Genomic DNA, 18549 nt, shown 5'->3' with positions numbered 1-18549 from the left:
TGTTAAAGCGCCTGAATGCGCGCCCAGACGCGCTCATCCACGGGAATGCCGTCACGCATGTTTTCCGCGTGAATACGTGGGAATTTATGGCCCGGCAGGCGAATGGCTATCTCCGGGTTGTCGCGTTCTGCGCTGGTAATGTAGTCCATGATGCGCTGCAGTTTGGCATCGCGGGTGGCGCCGTCGATCAAGCGTTCGATCTCAATGGCGATGAAGACCTGCGACACGCCATACTCTTCGCGGTTGTCTTCGGTCACTTCCGCCACTGAGGATCCGCCAGACAGCAGGGTGGCAATCATATCGAGCACGATCGACAGCGCGGATCCTTTCCAGTAGCCCATCGGCAAAATGCGGCGGTTCTCTTCAATGGCGGCAGGATCGCGCGTCAATTGACCGTCGTTGTCGAAACCGCCGTCCACCGGCAGCGTTTTGCCCGCCAGCCGATTTAGCTCCAAAGCACCATAGGAGAACATCGACATCGACATATCCACCATGGTGATGGGGTTGCCCGGCACCGCGACGATCAGCGGGTTGGTGCCGATGCGGCACTCCTTGGCGCCCCAGGGTGGCATAACGGCAATCGAGTTGGTCCAGCAGATACCGATATAACCTTTCTCCGCCGCCTGCCAACCGAAACCACCGCCGCGCATCCAGTGGTTGGCATTGCGCAGGGCCACCAGACCTATGCCGTGGCTGTCGGCCAACTGCATGGCGCGATCCATCATCCGGCGCGCCGTGAGATTGCCGATACCCTGATGCGCGTCCCATTGTTCAATGGCTCCGAGTGACAACAGCTTGCTGGGTTCGGCGTCCGGCACGATATCGCCGGCGTCCAACTGCTGAATAAAGCGTGGGAAACGGTTAACGCCGTGGGAGTAAACGCCGTTGGCAGAGGTGTCGGCGAACATGCCCGCACAGTCATCGGCGGTGGCTTCCGCCACGCCCCGCGACAGCAGCACGCGTTTGAATTCCTGTTTCAGATCGGTGTAACTCACTCTCATGCTGGTTCTCCGCTACGGCATTTTGTTTGTTTTATGTTCTTTGAATTTCAATATGCGAAATTGCATTTCAAATAAATGCTATACCTGCGGCCAGGTGAAGTCAAAGCGAGGGAAGAGAAAGTTATTTATATAAAACAAGTGGTTAAATTAACTTGGTGGTTTTGTGATCGCAGACACGTTTTTGGTCGTTGCGGTGTTTTAGGCGTGGCAAAGCAGAGCGGTAACTGCCCGCTCTGCTTTGGCCTTTATGACTAATTACCCTCGCGTATTCAGTATCTTGCGGTACAGCGAAGTGGTGGCGGTGATGTACAACTCATTGCCGTCTGGTCCGCCAAACGTGCAGTTGGAAACCCGCTCCGGCACTTCGATCTTACCGAGCTGTGTTCCCTGACTGTCGAAGATCAGTATGCCGTCGGCACAGCTGCAAAAAATGTTTCCAAACGCATCGACACAAAAACCGTCCGGGAAGCCGGGGGCCACGGTGGCAAAACGGCGTCCGGCGTTCAGTTCACGTCCGTTAACCTGATATACCCGCAGCTCTCTGCGGCCCAGGGTTGGGAAATCGACGATCGACATATCCGCCACGTACAACAGAGACTCATCCGGCGAGAACGCCAGGCCGTTAGGGCGCTGGAGATCGCTGGCCGCGATGTTCAGCGAACCGTCACGGGGATCGAAGCAGTAAAGGTAACAGCCAACGATCTGGCTTTCCGACTTGTAACCTTCTTCGTCACCGATAATGCCGTAGGGCGGATCGGTAAACCAAAGGGTGCCGTCGGAACGTACCGCCAGATCGTTGGGTGAGTTGAAACGCTTGCCGTCAACGCGATCGACCAGCATTTGCACCTCACCGTTGTTTTCGGTTCGGCTGATGCCGCGTCGTCCGTGCTCGCAGCTGACCACGCGGCCTTCGGCATCCCGTGCGTTGCCGTTGGCATAATGCGACGGGGAGCGCCACAGGCTCAGTTCCCCCTGTCGCGACCAGCGGAACATGCGATTGCCTTTCACATCGCTGAACACCACCGCATTTTGCGCGGGCAGCCACACCGGCCCCTCGGCCCAAATGGCCGGTGAGCACAGGCGTTCGAGCGGCGGGCCCGCCATCAGTTCGTTCATGCTGACCTCCGCTTACTTCACGCCCCAAATGGCTTTGTAATGGCCCTGATAATCATTTTGCGGGTCATACAGGTTACTGGCGCCGCCGTCGGCGGTGATGTTGTCGCGGGTCACCAGGTGCGCCGGGGTCACGTAGCCGGAAGGTGGCTGTTTGGCGAAGGCGCGGTTGAACTCATCCAGCAGTTGCCAGCCGTGCAGTTTAAGCGGCTCCGGCACCGTCGCCGACTGGCTGCCGCCGGAACGAATGCGCTGATAGGCCGAAATCGAGCCGTCGCCGGCGGAAATGCTGTATGGCGCATGGGTACCGCCCTTACCGGCGGTTTTCAGTGCCGGTGCCATAAAGTCAAAATACAAATCGTTAATCGCCAGTGCATACTGGAATTGATCGCCGTATTTCTGCAGCAGGCTGAAGGTCATGGCGGGCATGCGGTTGACGGTGTCCGCCAGTGGGGTATCGATAAACTCAACCACCTTGCAGCCGCTGCATTTGCCGATCTCCTCTTTCATCACGTTGGCCTTGTCCAGCGCGATTTGGTACAGCGAATCGGTGAAGATCAGCACGCTGGCTTTGCCGCCGGACTGCACCACGGCATATTGGGCGGCAATGCGCGCCACTTCGTTAGAGTCAGAGGTGACGTTATAGAACACGTTGTACTTGGCGATTGGCCCCGGCTCTGGCACCGCGTGCCAGGCCGTCAGCACTATGCCTTGTTGAATGGCCTTTTTCAGCGGGATCTTGGCGACGTTAGGGTTCCAGCCGCCGATCACTATGCCGTCCGGCTTTTGGGCAATCGCCTGATTGAGCGAGGCCAGCTGATCTTTCACCGATCCACCGCCGTCGAGGGTTTCCAGCTTCCAGCCCGCGGCTTTCGCCGCTTCGCTCAGCCCTTCCTGCACCCCTTGTACACCGCCGTTTTTCATGTCCGAAGCGATAAAGATGATTTTCTTGTTGGCTTGCAGCTGTGGCCCGCTGGTGGGGCCGTCCCACTGAGTCACGCTGGCAGTCGCCTTGGCGACCGCGGCCGTGGCCTGATCCAGATAGGCGTCGGCCCAGGCGGATGAAGCAGCGCTGGCCAGCAGCAGGGTAGTCGGTAATATCCAAAGACGTTTCATTCGGTGCACTCCTGGTTAAGGATTGATCGCTTTTTGGTTATTTTTATCAGCCGTAGCGGCTGGGCTGCGTTGTACCGCTTTTTGATTGAGTAACCGGCGGCGTTGGGCATAGCCCGCCAGGGTGATCGACAGCAACAGCGTCGCACCGTTGAACAGTGGCTCGACCCAGAATTCACCGCCGAACTGTTGGATACCGGCGATGCCGATAGCCAGAATGGCAATGCCAACCACGGTGCCCCAGACGTTAACCCGGCCCGGGCGAATGGTGGTGCTGCCGAGGAAGGCGCCGACCAGCGCCGGCAGCAGGTAGTCCATGCCGACGCTGGCCTGACCAACGCCCTGTTCGGCGGCGATCAGTACGCCACTGAAGCCGGTCAGCACGCTGGAGGCGATAAAGGCGCCAATGGTGAAGCGATTGATCGAGATGCCGTTCAGCCGTGCCGCCGCCGGATTGCCGCCCACGGCGTACATGCAGCGGCCAAGCGGGGTATGTTCGGTGATTAACCACAGCACCACGGCGACGATCAGCACGTAGAATGCGACGATCGGGATCCCGCCGATCTCGGTATGGTGCAGGGCGACGAAAGCATCCGGCAGATCGCCGACGATCTGCCTCCCGCCGGAGTGCCACAGCGCAATGGCATACAGCACGGTGCCGGATCCGAGCGTGGCGACGAAGCTGTCGATGTCCGCCAGTGCCACCAGAATGCCGTTCAGCAGGCCGTACAGAGCGGAAAGGGCCAGCACCGTCAGTACCGCCATCTGCCACGAAAAGCCGTATTCCACCTGCAGGGTGATGGCCAGGATATGCCACAGCACGATGCCGAAACCGACGTTAAGGTCAATTTTGCCGACGATCATCGGGATGGTCGCCGCCAGTGCCAGCAGCGCAATCTTGGCTTTGCTGGAGAGGATTGCCTGCAGCGTCAGCATGGACGCGAAAGACGGTGCGATTAGCGAAAATAGCACCACCAGCGCAACGCACAGCAGCAGCAGGCCGTAGCGGGTGAGAACCTGCATCAGCCAGGGGCCGGCACCGTCCTGCGACAGGCTGACTCTTTGCTCCAGTGCCGTTGATTTAACAGATGTTTTAGACATGGCCTACCTCAGATTCTAACGTTGTCGCGAGGGGTTCCCCGGAGCTGGCGGAGGCCAGTTCCAATAAATTGGCGAATGACACCTGCTGATTTTTCAGCTCGCCGACCACTTTTCCCCGGTTGAATACCAGTGCGCGGTTGCAGATATGGGCGATCTCTTCAAAGTCATTGGAGATCACCAACACCGCGATGCCGTCAGCCAGGGATTTATTTAACAGATGGTAGATTTCCGCCCGGGCCCCTACGTCTACACCGGCGGTGGGATCTTCCAGGATCAGCAATGGGGCACCGAGGTGCATCCAGCGCGCCATCACCACCTTTTGCTGGTTCCCGCCGGACAGGGTGCTGATATCGATATTGACGTCCTTGGGCCGCACGTCGAACAGCTGTACTTTCCACCAACTGGCGCCGATTTCAGCCCGGCGGCTGTAGCGGGAAAGCAGCTTGTGGCCACTGGCACAAGGGTTGATAAACAGGTTTTCACGCACGCTCATCGACATCACCAGGCTTTCGCCGGTACGGTCACCCGCCACCAGCGAAACGCCGCAGGCCATGGCCTGTTGTGGGCTACTGGCGCTATAGGGTTGGTCGCGAAAGCGGATTTCACCTTCATCGGCATGACGCAGGCCGAACAGCAGGCGGCCAATCTCTTCTTGGCCAGCGCCGCGCAGGCCGGCCAGCGCCAGCATTTCACCGGGCTGCAGGTTAAAGCTGACCGGGCCGATATCGCCCACCACCACGTGATTGAGCTGCAATACCGGCGGCTGATTTTCCGGCAGGGGCTCGCGCTGATCTTCTGCCATTGCCTCACCGACGATCATCTGCACCAGATCCCGCAGCGAATAGTCGGCGGTATTGCCGCCCGCCACATAGCGGCCGTCGCGCATGACGCATACCCGGTCGGCAATCTCGATCACTTCGTCCAGCCGATGGGTGACGTAAATCATGCCGACCTTTTTGTCGCGCAGCCGGTTAATGACGGCAAACAGATGACGCACATCGTTGGCGGGCAGCGAGGCGGTCGGCTCATCCAACACCAGCAGTTCGGCGTTAACGGCCACCGCCCGGGCGATCGCCAGCAGCGATTTCTCGGTGCGCGACAGTTCGAACACCCTGGCGTCGGGATCCAGCGCGATGCCGACATCCTGCAGCGCCTGAGCGGCGCGGCGGCGAATGGCTCGCCAGTCGATCAGGCCGAAGCGGCGTGGGAATCCCATCACCAGCGCCATGTTCTCCGCTACCGTCATCCATTCGATCAGCCCGAGATCCTGATGAATAAAGGCAATAGGCTGGCGACTGTCACTTTTTATCGCCGCGGCGGAGGCTATGCTGGTGCCCTGGAACTGAATGTCGCCGCCGTCGCGTGGATACACCCCGGCCAGCACTTTGATCAGCGTCGATTTGCCGGCGCCATTTTCGCCCAGCAGGGCCAGGACTTCACCCGGCATCACCTGCAGACTGACGTCGTTTACCGCGACGTTGCCGCCAAAGCGCTTAACGATATGGCTGAGGGTTAGAATGGGTTGTTCCGCATTATCTGGTGTCATGTGATGCGCCCCTGGTAGTGAAATACGCAATCGGATTTATGCTTTCTGGTGTTTATATGTCCGTTAAATTTCAATATGCGAAATTCAATTTCAAAAATAATATGCCGAACGCCAATCTAAAGCAAAGCCGGAGGTGTTTTAATTATTGTTTTAAATCAATTGGTTATTTATGTCTTTGCGGAATTGTGACGTACAACTCACTTCAGGGGTTAGCAGAATGTTGCGCATTTTTAACCTGCTGCTGACAATGAAACGGCGTTCCGTCTTCACCTGATGCGGGCCTTGGGGTAACATTCCCGGCAAAGGGGCCGTTTGCCACGCCGTGGCGTTGGCCGGCGGTTCGACACTGGAGAAATTGCGCAATGAGCTTGAAAGCTGTCGAAGAGAAAGATGACAAGAAAGACAAACCCCTGGGCAGTCAAAGCCTGTTCCGCGGATTGCAACTGATTGAGATCCTGAGCAACTTCCCTAACGGCTGCCCACTGGCGCACCTGTCTGAGTTGGCCGGCATGAACAAAAGCACCGTCCATCGCCTGCTGCAAGGGTTGCATACCAGCGGATATGTGACACAGGCGCCGTCGCCCGGCAGCTATCGCCTGACCACCAAGTTCATTTCGGTCGGCCAGAAAGCGCTTTCTTCGCTGAATATTATCCACGTTGCCGCACCACATCTGGAGCAGCTCAATCTTGAGGTGGGGGAGACGGTAAACTTCTCCAGCCGTGAAGACGACCACGTTATTTTGATCTACAAGCTGGAGCCCACCACCGGCATGATGCGCACTCGTGCCTATATCGGTCAGCATATGCCGCTGTACTGCTCGGCGATGGGCAAGATATTTATGGCCTACGGCAACAGTGATTATCCGGAACACTACTGGCAGACACATCAGCATGAGATCCAGACGCTGACGCGCAATACCATTACCGAATTACCGAAGATGTATGAGGAATTGGCCGACATTCGCAAACAGGGCATGGCGATGGATCGCGAAGAAAATGAGCTGGGCGTGTCCTGCGTAGCGGCGCCGGTGTTTGATATTCAACAGCGGGTGCCCTACGCGGTATCGGTATCGTTGCCGACCGCCAAACTGCAGCAAATCGGCGTTAAAGCCCTGATTAAGCCAGTGCTGGCAACCGCACAGCGCATTTCTCAGGAGCTGGGTTTTGTCATTCCCGCCTGATTATTAGCATTGCTGATAGTTGATTAGAAATATCAATTTCACCTAATAATTTTTTCCTCCTATGATGCGCGTGTTGACCGACACGCGCCGCTGACCGGCGCACTCTTTCTGTGAGGAATACCATGCTAGCTGTCTTTCTGCAGGGCTTTGCCCTGAGCGCCGCGATGATCTTGCCGCTGGGCCCGCAAAATGTTTTTGTCATGAACCAGGGCATCCGCCGTCAGTATCATCTGATGGTCGCCTCACTGTGCGCATTGAGCGATGTTGTGTTGATTTGCGGGGGGATTTTCGGCGGGAGCGCGTTGTTGAGTCGTTCGCCGTTGCTGCTGGCGTTGGTCACCTGGGGCGGGGTTGCCTTTCTGTTGTGGTACGGCTGGGGGGCGTTTCGCACCGCGTTCAGCCGCCAATTGGCGCTGGCAACGGCCGAGGAACTGAAGCAGAGTCGCTGGCGGCTGGTGGTGACTATGCTGGCGGTAACCTGGCTTAATCCGCACGTTTATCTCGATACTTTTGTGGTGTTGGGCAGCCTGGGCGGTCAGTTGGCGCCGGACGTTCGTTCCTGGTTTGCGCTGGGGGCGGTAAGCGCCTCGATTCTTTGGTTCTTCGCGCTGGCGCTGTTGGCTTCCTGGCTGGCACCCTGGTTGAAGACCCAAATGGCACAGCGCGTCATCAATACGCTGGTCGGCGTGGTGATGTGGGGCATCGCATTGCAATTGGCCTGGCAGGGCGCAAGTTTATAAGAATTTGTCACTAATCCGAATTCAAAAGCCCGTGCGATATGCTACGTTTGATGCCAAGGAACCGGCCGTTTTCAGTCGAGAAAGGCCGGTAATCAGTTACAGCCTGTCATCAAGGAGACTCTGTGAAGCTTAAAGCATTGGCTATGGCCGCAATGATTGGATTAGGGACGTTACCGCTGGCGTTGCAAGCGGCTGAAGTGCCGGAAGGGCCGCACGTGGTGACCTCTGGCACTTCAAGCGTTGACGCCACTCCAGATATCGCCACCCTGGCGATCGAGGTCAGCGTTTCTTCTAAAGACGCGGCACAGGCGAAGAAGCAGGTCGATGAGCGCGTAGCGCAATATTTTGATTTCCTGCAGAAAAACAATATCGAGAAGAAAGACATCAGCGCCGCAAATCTGCGCACCCAGCCGGAATACGATTACCTGAAAACCGGTGAGTCGGTGCTGAAAGGCTACCGTGCAGTTCGTCAGGTGCAGGTAACTCTGCGTCAGTTGGATAAGTTGAACGAGCTGCTGGACGGCGCGTTGAAGTCTGGCCTGAACGAGATCCGCGCCGTTGAGTTGGGCGTTGCCAAACCAGATGTTTACCGCGAACAGGCGCGTCAGAAAGCCATCGAGAACGCTACGCAGCAGGCGGCTTCACTGGCGAAAGGCTTTAACGCGAAACTGGGGCCGGTTTACAGCATTCGTTATCACGTCGCCAACTACCAGCCGATGCCGGTAGCGCGCATGTACAAAGCGGCGGGAGCCGCTGCGGAAAGCGACGTGGCGCAAACCTACGAACAGCAGAGCATTCACTTTGACGATCAGGTCGATGTAGTCTTCGAGCTGCAGAGCAACACGGCGCAGTAACATACCCGTCATACTTGAAGTTGCATCTGTGTTGGCTGCAGGCGGTCACCCCAGTCACTTACTTGAGTAAGCTCCTGGGGGCTCCCGCCCTGGCCGCGTTACTCGGCAAAGCCTCGCCCCGTTGGGGCCAGCGCAAGCGCTGTTCAACAAAACCCTTGGTTTTGTTGTGATGCAACTCCGATTATTTAGGGTATAAGTCAGGTTTTTCAAACTGCTGATAAAACCTGTTATTAGCGAGAGCGTGCTGACGTGGTCGTTACGACCTTGGCCGTTGACCAATTTGCCGGGAGCAAATTGGAATGACTTCCAGTCGGCCCGGAGGGGAGAATACAGGGATGCATCCCGTAATAGCCCCTCGGTACGCTAAATCCGGGGAATCTCGGACTTAAAACAGCTTTGTTAGTAATCTGAGGTTCGCTGCGGCGAACCTTTTTACCTTTTAATCCTGACGCAGAACCTGACGACCGTGCTCCAGCAGGGCATCGGTCACTTTACGCATCATGCGGCTTTCCGGCGCGAAGCGGTGCCAGAACAGCATGCGGCGCTGGAACAGGCCCGGTGTCAGGTCGATAAGCTCGCCCGACTCCAACTCTTTCTCAATCTGCAGATGCGGGATCATACAGCAGGTGGTGCCCTGACGAGCCAACTGCACGAAGGCTTCCGATGAGTTCACGATATGACAGGGAACGCTGCCCGGCGACAGATCAAAGTTCTGCTGCAGGAAAGCCTGGTGCATGTCATCGAGATGGTCGAACGCCACCGCCGGCGCTTTTAGCAGCGCAGAACGCGTGACGCCGTTCGGGAAGTAGCGCTCGGCAAAACCCTTCGAGGCGACAAACAGATAGTCCAGCGCACCCAACCGGTCTACCAGGCAGCTCGGCAGCGGCTGCGGTTGGATACTCACCGCGCCGACCACTTCACCGCGCCGCAGACGTTCCTGAGTACGGGTTTCGTCTTCCACCTGGAGGTTCAGGCGGATGGGGGAGTCCGTCAGCACCGGTTTTAACGCCGGCAGCAGCCAGGTGGCCAGGCTGTCGGCGTTGACCGCCAGCGACAGCAGCAACGGCGTGTCGATACCGGTGTCGTTGCCCAACCACTCTTCTTCCAGTAACTCGACCTGGTGCAGCAGCGCCAGCAATTTTTGGCCCTGCTCGGTCGGGCGCGGCGGTACGGTGCGGACCAGCAGCGGTTGGCCGAACAGGTTTTCCAACTGCTTAATGCGCTGGGATACTGCCGATTGGGTGATACAAAGCTTTTGCGCGGCGCGCTCAAAGCCGCGCTCACGGATCACCGCGTCCAGCGCTTGCAGCGTTCGATAGTCTGGGCGTTTCATCGGAAAGATATCCCTTACAGTAATAGATACAGGCACTATGCCACATCTGGGGTGTTTTACAGGTGGAAAATCACCGCGCGACTTTACCGCGACGCGCCTAAAAATGCGGCTTAGGGTGAAGAAGTGTGATCCTGCCTGAGTGAAAAATAGCGATTTACCCTATAATACGCACACGTTTTCGTACAGAGGCAATGGACATATTATGACGCAGGATGAACTGAAAAAAGCGGTTGGCTGGGCCGCGCTGGATTACGTAACCCCTGGCACCATCGTTGGGGTAGGTACCGGCTCTACCGCCGCCCACTTTATTGACGCGCTTGGCTCGATCAAGCATCAGATCGAAGGGGCGGTGTCCAGCTCCGACGCCTCCACCGCCAAGCTGAAAAGCCTCGGCATCCACGTGTTCGACAGCAACGAAGTGGATTCTCTGGATATTTACGTTGATGGTGCAGATGAAATCAACCGCCAGATGCAGATGATCAAAGGCGGCGGTGCCGCGCTGACTCGCGAAAAAATCATTGCCGCCATCGCGCGCAAATTTATCTGCATCGTCGATGCCAGCAAGCAGGTCGACGTGCTGGGCAAGTTCCCGCTGCCGGTCGAAGTGATCCCGATGGCGCGTTCCTATGTGGCGCGTGAACTGGTGAAGCTGGGTGGCTTGCCGGAATATCGTCAGAATGTGCTGACCGATAACGGCAACGTGATTCTCGATGTGCACAACCTGAGCATCGTCGACGCCATCGCGCTGGAAAACAAAATCAACGGTATCGCCGGCGTGGTGACCGTCGGTTTGTTCGCCAACCGCGGCGCCGATGTGGCGCTGGTCGGCACGCCTGAAGGTGTGAAAGTCGTCGAATAACCGCATGTGTTAGCAGGGGCGTCGCCATGGCGCCCCTCTGGAATACGATCTTGGATCCCAGCGGACCGCATAATTCACTGGCTAAAATATCTTTTCTTTAAAGCGCCAAATTTGGTGACATATGTCACATTGTCAGCGTTAGCTCCACAAAGCTTCTGTCTATTTCTTTCCCTATGGCATTTTCTGCCACAAACCGCCAACATCGCTGAGCCTTGTACTGACGGGCGGGCAATCGTTTGTATTGCCGCCCGCGTTATTTTTGTTATGTTGGATGCGTGCTGTTAACAACAGCCGCTTCTGAAGTCTGAACATAGGGTCGGGTAAATGGCAAAAGTATCATTGGAGAAAGACAGGATTAAATTCCTGTTGGTGGAAGGGGTTCATCAGAGCACGGTAGATAATCTGCTGGCAGCCGGATATACCAACATTGAATATCACAAAGGTGCGTTAGACACCGAAGCGCTTAAGGCATCCATCCGCGATGCTCACTTCGTCGGCATCCGATCGCGTACGCATCTGACCGAAGAAGTCTTCGCCGCTGCAGAAAAGCTGGTGGCGGTAGGGTGTTTCTGCATCGGCACTAACCAGGTTGATCTGAAGGCGGCGACCAAACGCGGCGTTCCGGTGTTTAACGCACCTTTCTCTAATACCCGATCCGTGGCCGAAATGGTGCTGGGCGAACTGCTGCTGATGCTGCGCGGCATTCCATCCGCCAACGCCAAAGCGCACCGCGGCGAATGGCAAAAATTGGCCGTGGGCTCGTTTGAAGCGCGCGGCAAGAAGTTGGGGATTATCGGCTACGGCCATATCGGTACCCAACTGGGCATCCTGGCCGAAGGCCTGGGCATGAAAGTGTTCTTCTACGATATCGAGAACAAGCTGCCGTTGGGCAATGCTCAGCAGGTGCGCCACCTGTCAGACTTGCTCAATATGAGCGACGTGGTGACGCTGCACGTGCCGGAAACCCCATCAACCAAAAACATGATGGGTGCAGAAGAGCTGGCACTGATGAAGCCGGGCTCGATTCTGATCAACGCTTCGCGCGGCACCGTGGTGGATATTCCGGAACTGTGTAAGGTATTGGCCAGCAAGCACTTGGCCGGCGCGGCGATCGACGTCTTCCCGGAAGAGCCTGCGACCAACAGCGAGCCGTTCAACTCACCGCTTTGTGAATTCGATAACGTGATCCTGACCCCGCACATTGGCGGCTCCACTCAGGAAGCGCAGGAGAATATCGGTGACGAAGTGGCCGGCAAGCTGGCGAAATATTCCGACAACGGCTCAACCCTGTCGGCGGTAAACTTCCCGGAAGTGTCCCTGCCGGCGCATGGGCCTAACGCCAGCCGCCTGCTGCACATCCATGAAAACCGTCCGGGTGTACTGACGCAGATTAACCAAATCTTCGCTGAAGAAGGGGTGAACATCGCCGCGCAGTACCTGCAAACCGGTGCGGAAATCGGCTATGTGGTTATCGACATTGAAGCGGAAACCGAGCGTGCCGATGCGGCGTTGCAACGTATGAAGGCGATTGACGGCACTATCCGTGCTCGCTTGCTGTTCTGATTGAACGTGCTGTAACGAATAAAGGCCGGATTTATCCGGCCTTTTGCTATTTAACGATCTGCCAAACCCAATTCTGCGCGGGGGTCACAATCTCCGGCAGCGGAATATCCCAGTGTTCCACTGGCACCTGTTCGACCTGCTGGCAATCATGGGCCAGGCCTATCGGATAAGGGCCACGGTGTTGCCAGTTTTGCAGCGTACGATCGTAGAAGCCACCCCCCATCCCCAGGCGCTGGCCCGCGCTGTCAAAGGCCACCAACGGCGTCAGTACCACGTCGAGCGAGCCCAATGGCAGCACGTGGCGCACGTCGAGCTCGGGCTCGAGAATATTGAAGCGGTTGTGCACCAGCGGCGTTTCAGGGGTGTAATGCAGGAATAACAGATTACCCTTGCTGAACGGGTGCAACACGGGCAGATAAACCTGCTTGCTCAACTGCCACAGCCGTTCAATCAACGGGCGGGTATTTAGCTCACCGTCGAACGACAAAAATACCGCGATATTCTGCGCTGCCAGGATGCGTGGATGTGCAGCGATGCGTTCAGCTATCTGCAGGGAGGATTGTTGTTGTTGTTCAGGCGTTAGAGCGCGTCTACGCTGACGGATTTGATTTCGGATATTTTGCCGCTGCTGGGCATACTGGGCTTGAAAAGACATAGTCAGCACACATACCGCTGAGGAAGGGGGAATCTCCGAGATGCCGTCGCAGGCTGTAACCCTTGAACCCATGGTTCAAGGTGAACGTGCTGTCGCAATCTTAAGGCTTCTCGGCGGGCCGAGCATGCACACCGATCGCGGATCATCACATTCTGTTGGTACTAAATATCGGCTCAGGGGACTGGCCCGCTGGCGAACATCTCAGAGAAATTTTTTACTCATTGCCAAAACCTGAGGTTTCAGCAACTTAAGTTATTCGAATTGTGCATCCTGACGTTCAGAGATGCGACCCTGTTCAAGCAAAGCCTGTTCAATGGTCTGTTGCAGCATGCGAATGCGTTGTTCCATATTGGACGCATAATCACGGGTTTTCAACCGTTCTTGAGCAAGTTCATGACAAACGTTCAATGCTGCGATGAAAACGAGCTGCTCAGTATTTGTGACTCTAGTGCGAACTTTAAGATCTTGCAACCGTTCGTTAAGATCGACCGCGGCCATGTTCAACGCATCTTGTTGTTCTGGCGGGCAATTGACTCTTAAAGAGCGACCAAAAATTTGAATATCTACCGGTTGTGCAGACATGCCACCTTCCTGCCTAAATTTCGCGCCAGCCCCAGCTTGCCCTGACCGGGCCTACCAAAGCGGGCGCCACTATATATACCTCGGTACCAAGATACAACCCCTTTTTCAGTACCTGGTTGTAATCTACTGCGTCAGACATTACCAGTCAAAAAAGGGTTTCAAAATGCGTATTTAGCGTCATTTCGTCCCCTGCCGGCAGCGTGTGAGTTCTGACACATCACGATTATAACTAGCCACTGAGGTGTCGCGCTTATCTGGTACAGCGACGGACCTTGGTGGTAGCATAACACGAACTTATCCTGCCAACGATGACGAATGCGCATGTCTATACAGAATACATTTCCAAGTTACCAATCTTTGACCGTTGCTCTCAACCAGCAAGCGGTGGCGTTAACCGCAGCAGAAATGCACGGCCTGATCAGCGGCCTGCTGTGCGGTGGCAGCCGCGACGCCGGCTGGCAATCGCTGGTCTACGATCTGACCAATGAAGGCGTGGCCTTCCCGCAGGCGCTGAGCCTGCCGTTACAGCAACTTCATGAAATCACGCGTGAAACGCTGGAAGATGACGACTTCATGTTCCAATTGATGATGCCGGAAGGCGAAACCGTCAGCGTGTTTGACCGCGCCGATGCGCTGGCCGGTTGGGTGAATCATTTCCTGCTGGGGCTGGGCATGATGCAACCCAAGCTGGCGCAGGTGAAAGACGAAGTGGGCGAGGCGATCGACGATCTGCGCAATATCGCTCAGCTCGGTTATGACGAAGACGAAGACCAGGAAGAGCTTGAGCACTCTCTGGAGGAAGTGGTGGAGTACGTGCGTGTGGCGGCCATTTTGTGCCACACCGAATTTACCCGCCATAAGCCGACGGCGCCGGAAAATGCCAAACCGACCTTGCACTAAACACCCGATTTCACGTCCTTAGCGGCCGTGAGCACAGGCAGATTGATTTCAGGAGAAGGTGATGACTCAGCAGGAATTCAACGGCCGCCGTCAGGCGCTGTTGGCTAAAATGGCTCCGGCCAGCGCGGCAATTATTTTCTCTGCGCCGGAAGTGACGCGCAGTGCAGATACCGAATATCCCTACCGTCAGAACAGCGATTTCTGGTATCTGACCGGCTTCAACGAACCGGGTTCGGTGTTGATTCTGGTCAAGAGCGACGAGACGCACAACCACAGCGTGCTGTTCAACCGGGTGCGCGACCTGACGGCGGAAATCTGGTTTGGCCGTCGTCTGGGGCAAGAAGCGGCTCCGGCGAAACTGGGTGTGGACCGCGCGCTGCCGTTCGATGAAATCAACGATCAATTACCCCTGCTGCTCAATGGCCTGGACGTGGTTTACCACGGGCAGGGCCAATACGACTACGCCGATAAAATCCTGTTCGATGCGCTGGACAAGCTGCGTAAGGGTTTCCGCCAGAATCTTCAGGCACCGGCGACCGTGACCGACTGGCGTCCGTGGGTGCATGAAATGCGCCTGTTCAAATCGTCTGAAGAGCTGGCGATCATGCGCCGCGCCGGTGAAATCAGCGCGCTGGCCCATACCCGCGCGATGCAGAAATGCCGTCCCGGCATGTTCGAATACCAGCTTGAAGCGGAAATTCATCACGAATTTACCCGCTTTGGCGCTCGTTATCCGTCTTACAACACCATTGTCGGCGGCGGTGACAACGCCTGCATTTTGCACTACACCGAAAATGAAAGTGAATTGCGCGATGGCGATCTGGTGCTGGTCGACGCCGGCTGTGAGTATAAAGGCTACGCGGGCGACATCACTCGTACCTTCCCGGTCAACGGCAAGTTCAGCCGGCCGCAGCGCGCGGTGTATGACATCGTGCTGGCATCGCTGACGCGTGCCCTAGAGCTGTTCAAACCGGGTACCAGTATCCGTGAGGTCAATGATGAGGTGGTACGCATCATGATCACCGGGCTGGTGGAGCTGGGGATCCTGAAGGGCGAAGTGGAGCAGCTGATTGCCGAACAGGCCCATCGTCAGTTCTACATGCATGGACTTGGCCACTGGCTGGGGCTGGATGTGCACGACGTCGGGCATTACGGCACGCCAAACCGCGACCGCACGCTGGAGCCGGGCATGGTGTTTACCGTCGAGCCAGGGCTGTACATCGCGCCGGATGCCGACGTGCCGGAAGAGTACCGCGGCATGGGCATTCGCATTGAAGATGACATTGTGATCACTGCCAACGGTAATGAAAACCTGACCGCCAGCGTAGTGAAAGACGCTGACGCCATCGAAGCACTGATGGCGGCGGCAAGGTAACGGCATGAGCGTAATTATTGTTGGCGGCGGCATGGCGGGCGCGACCTTGGCGCTGGCCATTTCATCACTCACTCAGGGAAGAATGGCGGTTGATCTGGTCGAAGCCACCCGACCGGACGATCGTAGCCATCCGGGGTTTGACGCCCGCGCCATTGCCTTGGCGCAGGGCACCTGCCAACAGTTGACGCGTATCGGCGTTTGGCCGGCATTGCGCGATTGTGCGACTGCCATCACCGAGGTACACGTCAGCGATCGCGGTCACGCCGGGTTCGTTAATCTGTACGCGCAAGATTATCAGGTTGACGCGCTAGGGCAGGTGATTGAACTGCACGACGCCGGGCAACGGTTGTTTGCGTTGCTGGCCAAGGCACCCGGCGTCACGCTGCATTGTCCGGCCAGAGTGGTCGATGTGGTGCGCACGGCGGAGCAGGCCGAGGTATTGCTGGATAATGGTCGGCGTATCAGTGGAAAATTGCTGGTGGCAGCGGACGGCTCGCGCTCGGCGCTGGCACAGGCCTGTAATCTGCAATGGCAGCAAAGTGACTATCCGCAGTTTGCCACCATCGCCAACGTAACCACGGCAGTGCATCCGCAAGGGCGTGCCTTTGAGCGTTTCACCCGCTACGGGCCTTTGGCGCTGTTGCCAATGTCCCAGGGGCGTAGCTCATTGGTGTGGTGCCATGCACGCGAAGATCGTGAACAGGTTGATGCGTGGGACGATGCACGCTTTATCAGTGAATTGCAGCAGGCGTTCGGCTGGCGATTGGGGCGGATCCTGCGTGCCGGTAAGCGCCACAGCTATCCGCTCAGCCTATTGACCGCTAATCAGCACGTCAGCCATCGGCTGGCTCTGGTGGGCAATGCCGCCCAGACGTTGCATCCGATCGCCGGTCAGGGGTTCAACCTTGGCCTGCGCGACGTGATGTCGCTGGCGGAAACGCTGGCCCAGGCACAGCAGGACGGAGAAGATCCCGGTGGCTATGCGTTGTTAAGCCGTTATCAACAACGCCGCCAGCAGGATCAGCAAGCGACGATTGGCGTCACCGACGGTTTGATCCGGCTGTTCGCCAACCGTTACGGTCCTTTGGTGGTCGGACGTAATCTCGGTCTGATGGCGATGGCCCAATTGCCGGCGGTGCGTGATGCCTTTGCCAAGCGGACTTTGGGATGGGTAGATCGCTAGGCAATAATCAGTAGCGGCGCAGCGTGTTGCGCCCAAAAGCGCTGGGCAATCACTGCGCAGCGCGTCATTTAAGGAAATTGAGCAGCATGCAATCATTTGACGTGGTTATCGCCGGTGGCGGTATGGTGGGGCTGGCACTGGCTTGCGGATTGCAGGGCAGCAGCCTGCGCGTTGCGGTGCTGGAGCATCAGCAACCGGATATGACACCGCCGTCGCCACAGCCGGCACTGCGCGTATCCGCCATCAACGCCGCCAGCGAGCGCCTGCTGCAGCATATTGGCGTCTGGGACGAGATCCTCAATCTGCGCGCCAGTGCCTATAACGCGATGGAAGTGTGGGATCGCGACAGCTTCGGCAAGATTGCCTTCCGCGGTGACGAATGCGGCTTCAGCCACCTCGGCCACATCATTGAAAACTCGGTGATCCAGCAGGCGTTGTGGAAACGGGCGGCAAGCCTGAGCGATGTCACGCTGATTACCCCGGCGGCGCTCAAACAGGTAGCCTGGGGCGAAAACGACGCGTTTATCACCCTTGAGGACGGCCGCATGCTGACCGCCCGGCTGGTGATCGGCGCCGACGGCGCTCACTCCTGGCTGCGTCAGCATGCCGATATCCCGTTGACCTTCTGGGACTACCGCCATCATGCGTTGGTGGCCACCATTCGCACCGAAGAGCGGCATTTGGCGACGGCGCGTCAGGTATTCCACGGCGACGGCATTCTGGCATTTCTGCCGTTCAGCGATCCGCATTTAAGCTCCATCGTCTGGTCGGTTGCTCCTGAAGAGGCCGAACGCCTCAGGCAACTGGAGCCCGAGCAGTTTAACCGTGAGTTGGCGATGGCCTTCGATCTGCGCCTTGGCGCCTGCCAGTTGGAAAGCGAACGCCAGACCTTCCCGTTGACCGGGCGCTATGCGCGTAGCTTTGCTGCACACCGTCTGGCATTAGTGGGCGATGCTGCCCATACCGTACATCCGTTGGCTGGCCAGGGGGTCAACCTGGGCTTTATGGACGCCGCCGAGCTGATCGCCGAATTGCGCCGCCTGCAACGTCAGGGCAAGGACATCGGTCAACACCTGTATCTGCGCCGCTATGAGCGTCGTCGCAAACACGGTGCAGCGGTCATGCTGGCCAGCATGCAAGGGTTCCGCGAACTGTTTGACGGCAATCACCCGGCGAAGAAGTTGCTGCGCGATGTCGGGCTGCGGCTGGCTGACAGCCTGCCGGGCGTGAAGCCGAAGCTGGTGCGCCAGGCTATGGGCCTGAACGATCTGCCGGATTGGCTGGCCTGATCACCGCCTGAGAGAGACCGGTTTGCCGGTCTTTCTGTCTTGTTTCCCCGTAGCGTTATCGCTCTCCAAAGGCGCAGATCTGCGCCTTATGCCCATAGCTTTTCCTTATATAACCCTTCATTTGAAATAATCTAATTTCAGGCTGTTTTTACCATTACTTT

17 protein-coding genes and 1 other RNA gene are annotated in these 18549 nt (G+C 57.2%); 9 read left to right on the top strand and 9 right to left on the bottom strand.

Annotated features, from left to right (window positions below; translation table 11 throughout):
* Nucleotides 1–2: 2 nt before the first annotated feature.
* The 5 genes from yiaK to M495_RS20085 form a co-directional block, all read right to left on the bottom strand.
* Nucleotides 3–1001, bottom strand: coding sequence for a 3-dehydro-L-gulonate 2-dehydrogenase (yiaK, locus tag M495_RS20105; RefSeq protein ID WP_020828511.1), 999 nt, complete (start codon nt 999–1001; stop codon nt 3–5).
* A gap of 255 nt (nt 1002–1256) precedes the next feature.
* Nucleotides 1257–2117, bottom strand: a complete 861-nt coding sequence (locus M495_RS20100; protein WP_020828510.1) for an SMP-30/gluconolactonase/LRE family protein — start codon at nt 2115–2117, stop codon at nt 1257–1259.
* A gap of 12 nt (nt 2118–2129) precedes the next feature.
* Entirely contained in the window at nt 2130–3230 is a 1101-nt protein-coding gene (locus M495_RS20095) for an ABC transporter substrate-binding protein (protein ID WP_020828509.1), read from the bottom strand.
* A gap of 15 nt (nt 3231–3245) precedes the next feature.
* A complete protein-coding gene (locus M495_RS20090) occupies nt 3246–4328 on the bottom strand; it encodes an ABC transporter permease (RefSeq protein WP_020828508.1) in 1083 nt (360 codons plus the stop codon).
* Nucleotides 4321–5874 carry a sugar ABC transporter ATP-binding protein gene (locus M495_RS20085; RefSeq protein WP_020828507.1) on the bottom strand — a complete coding sequence of 518 codons (1554 nt, stop codon included), beginning with the start codon at nt 5872–5874 and terminating at the stop codon, nt 4321–4323. Before M495_RS20085 ends, M495_RS20090 begins: the two co-directional genes overlap by 8 nt.
* A gap of 362 nt (nt 5875–6236) precedes the next feature.
* Here M495_RS20085 and M495_RS20080 point away from each other — a divergent pair, with 362 nt between their 5' ends.
* The 3 genes from M495_RS20080 (at nt 6237) to M495_RS20070 (ending at nt 8649) form a co-directional block, all read left to right on the top strand.
* Nucleotides 6237–7055: an IclR family transcriptional regulator gene (locus tag M495_RS20080; RefSeq protein ID WP_020828506.1), complete on the top strand. Its 819-nt coding sequence runs from the start codon at nt 6237–6239 to the stop codon at nt 7053–7055.
* A gap of 122 nt (nt 7056–7177) precedes the next feature.
* Complete coding sequence (argO, locus tag M495_RS20075; protein WP_020828505.1) at nt 7178–7795, top strand: arginine exporter ArgO; 618 nt, start codon at nt 7178–7180, stop codon at nt 7793–7795.
* 122 nt (nt 7796–7917) lie between these two features.
* The gene (locus M495_RS20070) at nt 7918–8649 is read left to right on the top strand and encodes an oxidative stress defense protein (RefSeq protein ID WP_071846575.1); all 732 of its coding nucleotides are present in this window, start codon (nt 7918–7920) and stop codon (nt 8647–8649) included.
* Nucleotides 8650–9088: 439 nt separating this feature from the next.
* Here the strand turns inward: M495_RS20070 and M495_RS20065 are convergent, their stop codons facing one another.
* Entirely contained in the window at nt 9089–9982 is an 894-nt protein-coding gene (locus M495_RS20065) for a LysR family transcriptional regulator ArgP (protein ID WP_020828503.1), read from the bottom strand.
* A 202-nt stretch (nt 9983–10184) separates the two neighbouring features.
* Between M495_RS20065 and rpiA the strand changes: the two genes are divergently transcribed.
* Both rpiA and serA read left to right on the top strand, forming a co-directional pair.
* The gene (gene rpiA / locus M495_RS20060; protein WP_020828502.1) at nt 10185–10841 is read left to right on the top strand and encodes a ribose-5-phosphate isomerase RpiA; all 657 of its coding nucleotides are present in this window, start codon (nt 10185–10187) and stop codon (nt 10839–10841) included.
* 324 nt (nt 10842–11165) lie between these two features.
* Nucleotides 11166–12404 (top strand): phosphoglycerate dehydrogenase, encoded by a 1239-nt coding sequence (gene serA / locus M495_RS20055; protein ID WP_020828501.1) that lies wholly within the window; start codon nt 11166–11168, stop codon nt 12402–12404.
* Between the two features lie 46 nt (nt 12405–12450).
* Here the strand turns inward: serA and M495_RS20050 are convergent, their stop codons facing one another.
* The 3 genes from M495_RS20050 to zapA all read right to left on the bottom strand — a co-directional run bounded on the left by M495_RS20050 (nt 12451) and on the right by zapA (nt 13641).
* The gene (locus tag M495_RS20050) at nt 12451–13059 is read right to left on the bottom strand and encodes a 5-formyltetrahydrofolate cyclo-ligase (protein ID WP_020828500.1); all 609 of its coding nucleotides are present in this window, start codon (nt 13057–13059) and stop codon (nt 12451–12453) included.
* Nucleotides 13060–13087: 28 nt separating this feature from the next.
* A non-coding RNA gene (gene ssrS / locus M495_RS25170) (6S RNA) lies at nt 13088–13270 on the bottom strand.
* Nucleotides 13271–13311: 41 nt separating this feature from the next.
* Nucleotides 13312–13641, bottom strand: a complete 330-nt coding sequence (gene zapA, locus M495_RS20045) for a cell division protein ZapA (protein WP_012146623.1) — start codon at nt 13639–13641, stop codon at nt 13312–13314.
* A 321-nt stretch (nt 13642–13962) separates the two neighbouring features.
* Between zapA and M495_RS20040 the strand changes: the two genes are divergently transcribed.
* From M495_RS20040 to ubiI, 4 genes are all read left to right on the top strand, one after another.
* Complete coding sequence (locus M495_RS20040) at nt 13963–14541, top strand: YecA/YgfB family protein (protein WP_041414927.1); 579 nt, start codon at nt 13963–13965, stop codon at nt 14539–14541.
* 61 nt (nt 14542–14602) lie between these two features.
* Complete coding sequence (gene pepP, locus M495_RS20035) at nt 14603–15916, top strand: Xaa-Pro aminopeptidase (protein ID WP_020828498.1); 1314 nt, start codon at nt 14603–14605, stop codon at nt 15914–15916.
* 4 nt (nt 15917–15920) lie between these two features.
* Nucleotides 15921–17099, top strand: coding sequence for a 2-octaprenyl-6-methoxyphenyl hydroxylase (gene ubiH, locus M495_RS20030; protein ID WP_020828497.1), 1179 nt, complete (start codon nt 15921–15923; stop codon nt 17097–17099).
* 86 nt (nt 17100–17185) lie between these two features.
* Nucleotides 17186–18388, top strand: coding sequence for an FAD-dependent 2-octaprenylphenol hydroxylase (ubiI, locus tag M495_RS20025; RefSeq protein ID WP_020828496.1), 1203 nt, complete (start codon nt 17186–17188; stop codon nt 18386–18388).
* The last annotated feature ends 161 nt before the right edge of the window (nt 18389–18549 follow it).

The sequence above is a fragment of the Serratia liquefaciens ATCC 27592 genome (assembly GCF_000422085.1).
Taxonomy (GTDB): Bacteria; Pseudomonadota; Gammaproteobacteria; order Enterobacterales; family Enterobacteriaceae; genus Serratia; species Serratia liquefaciens.
The sequence above is the reverse complement of the archived record's forward strand: the minus strand, read 5'-3'. Positions and strand labels throughout refer to the sequence as shown.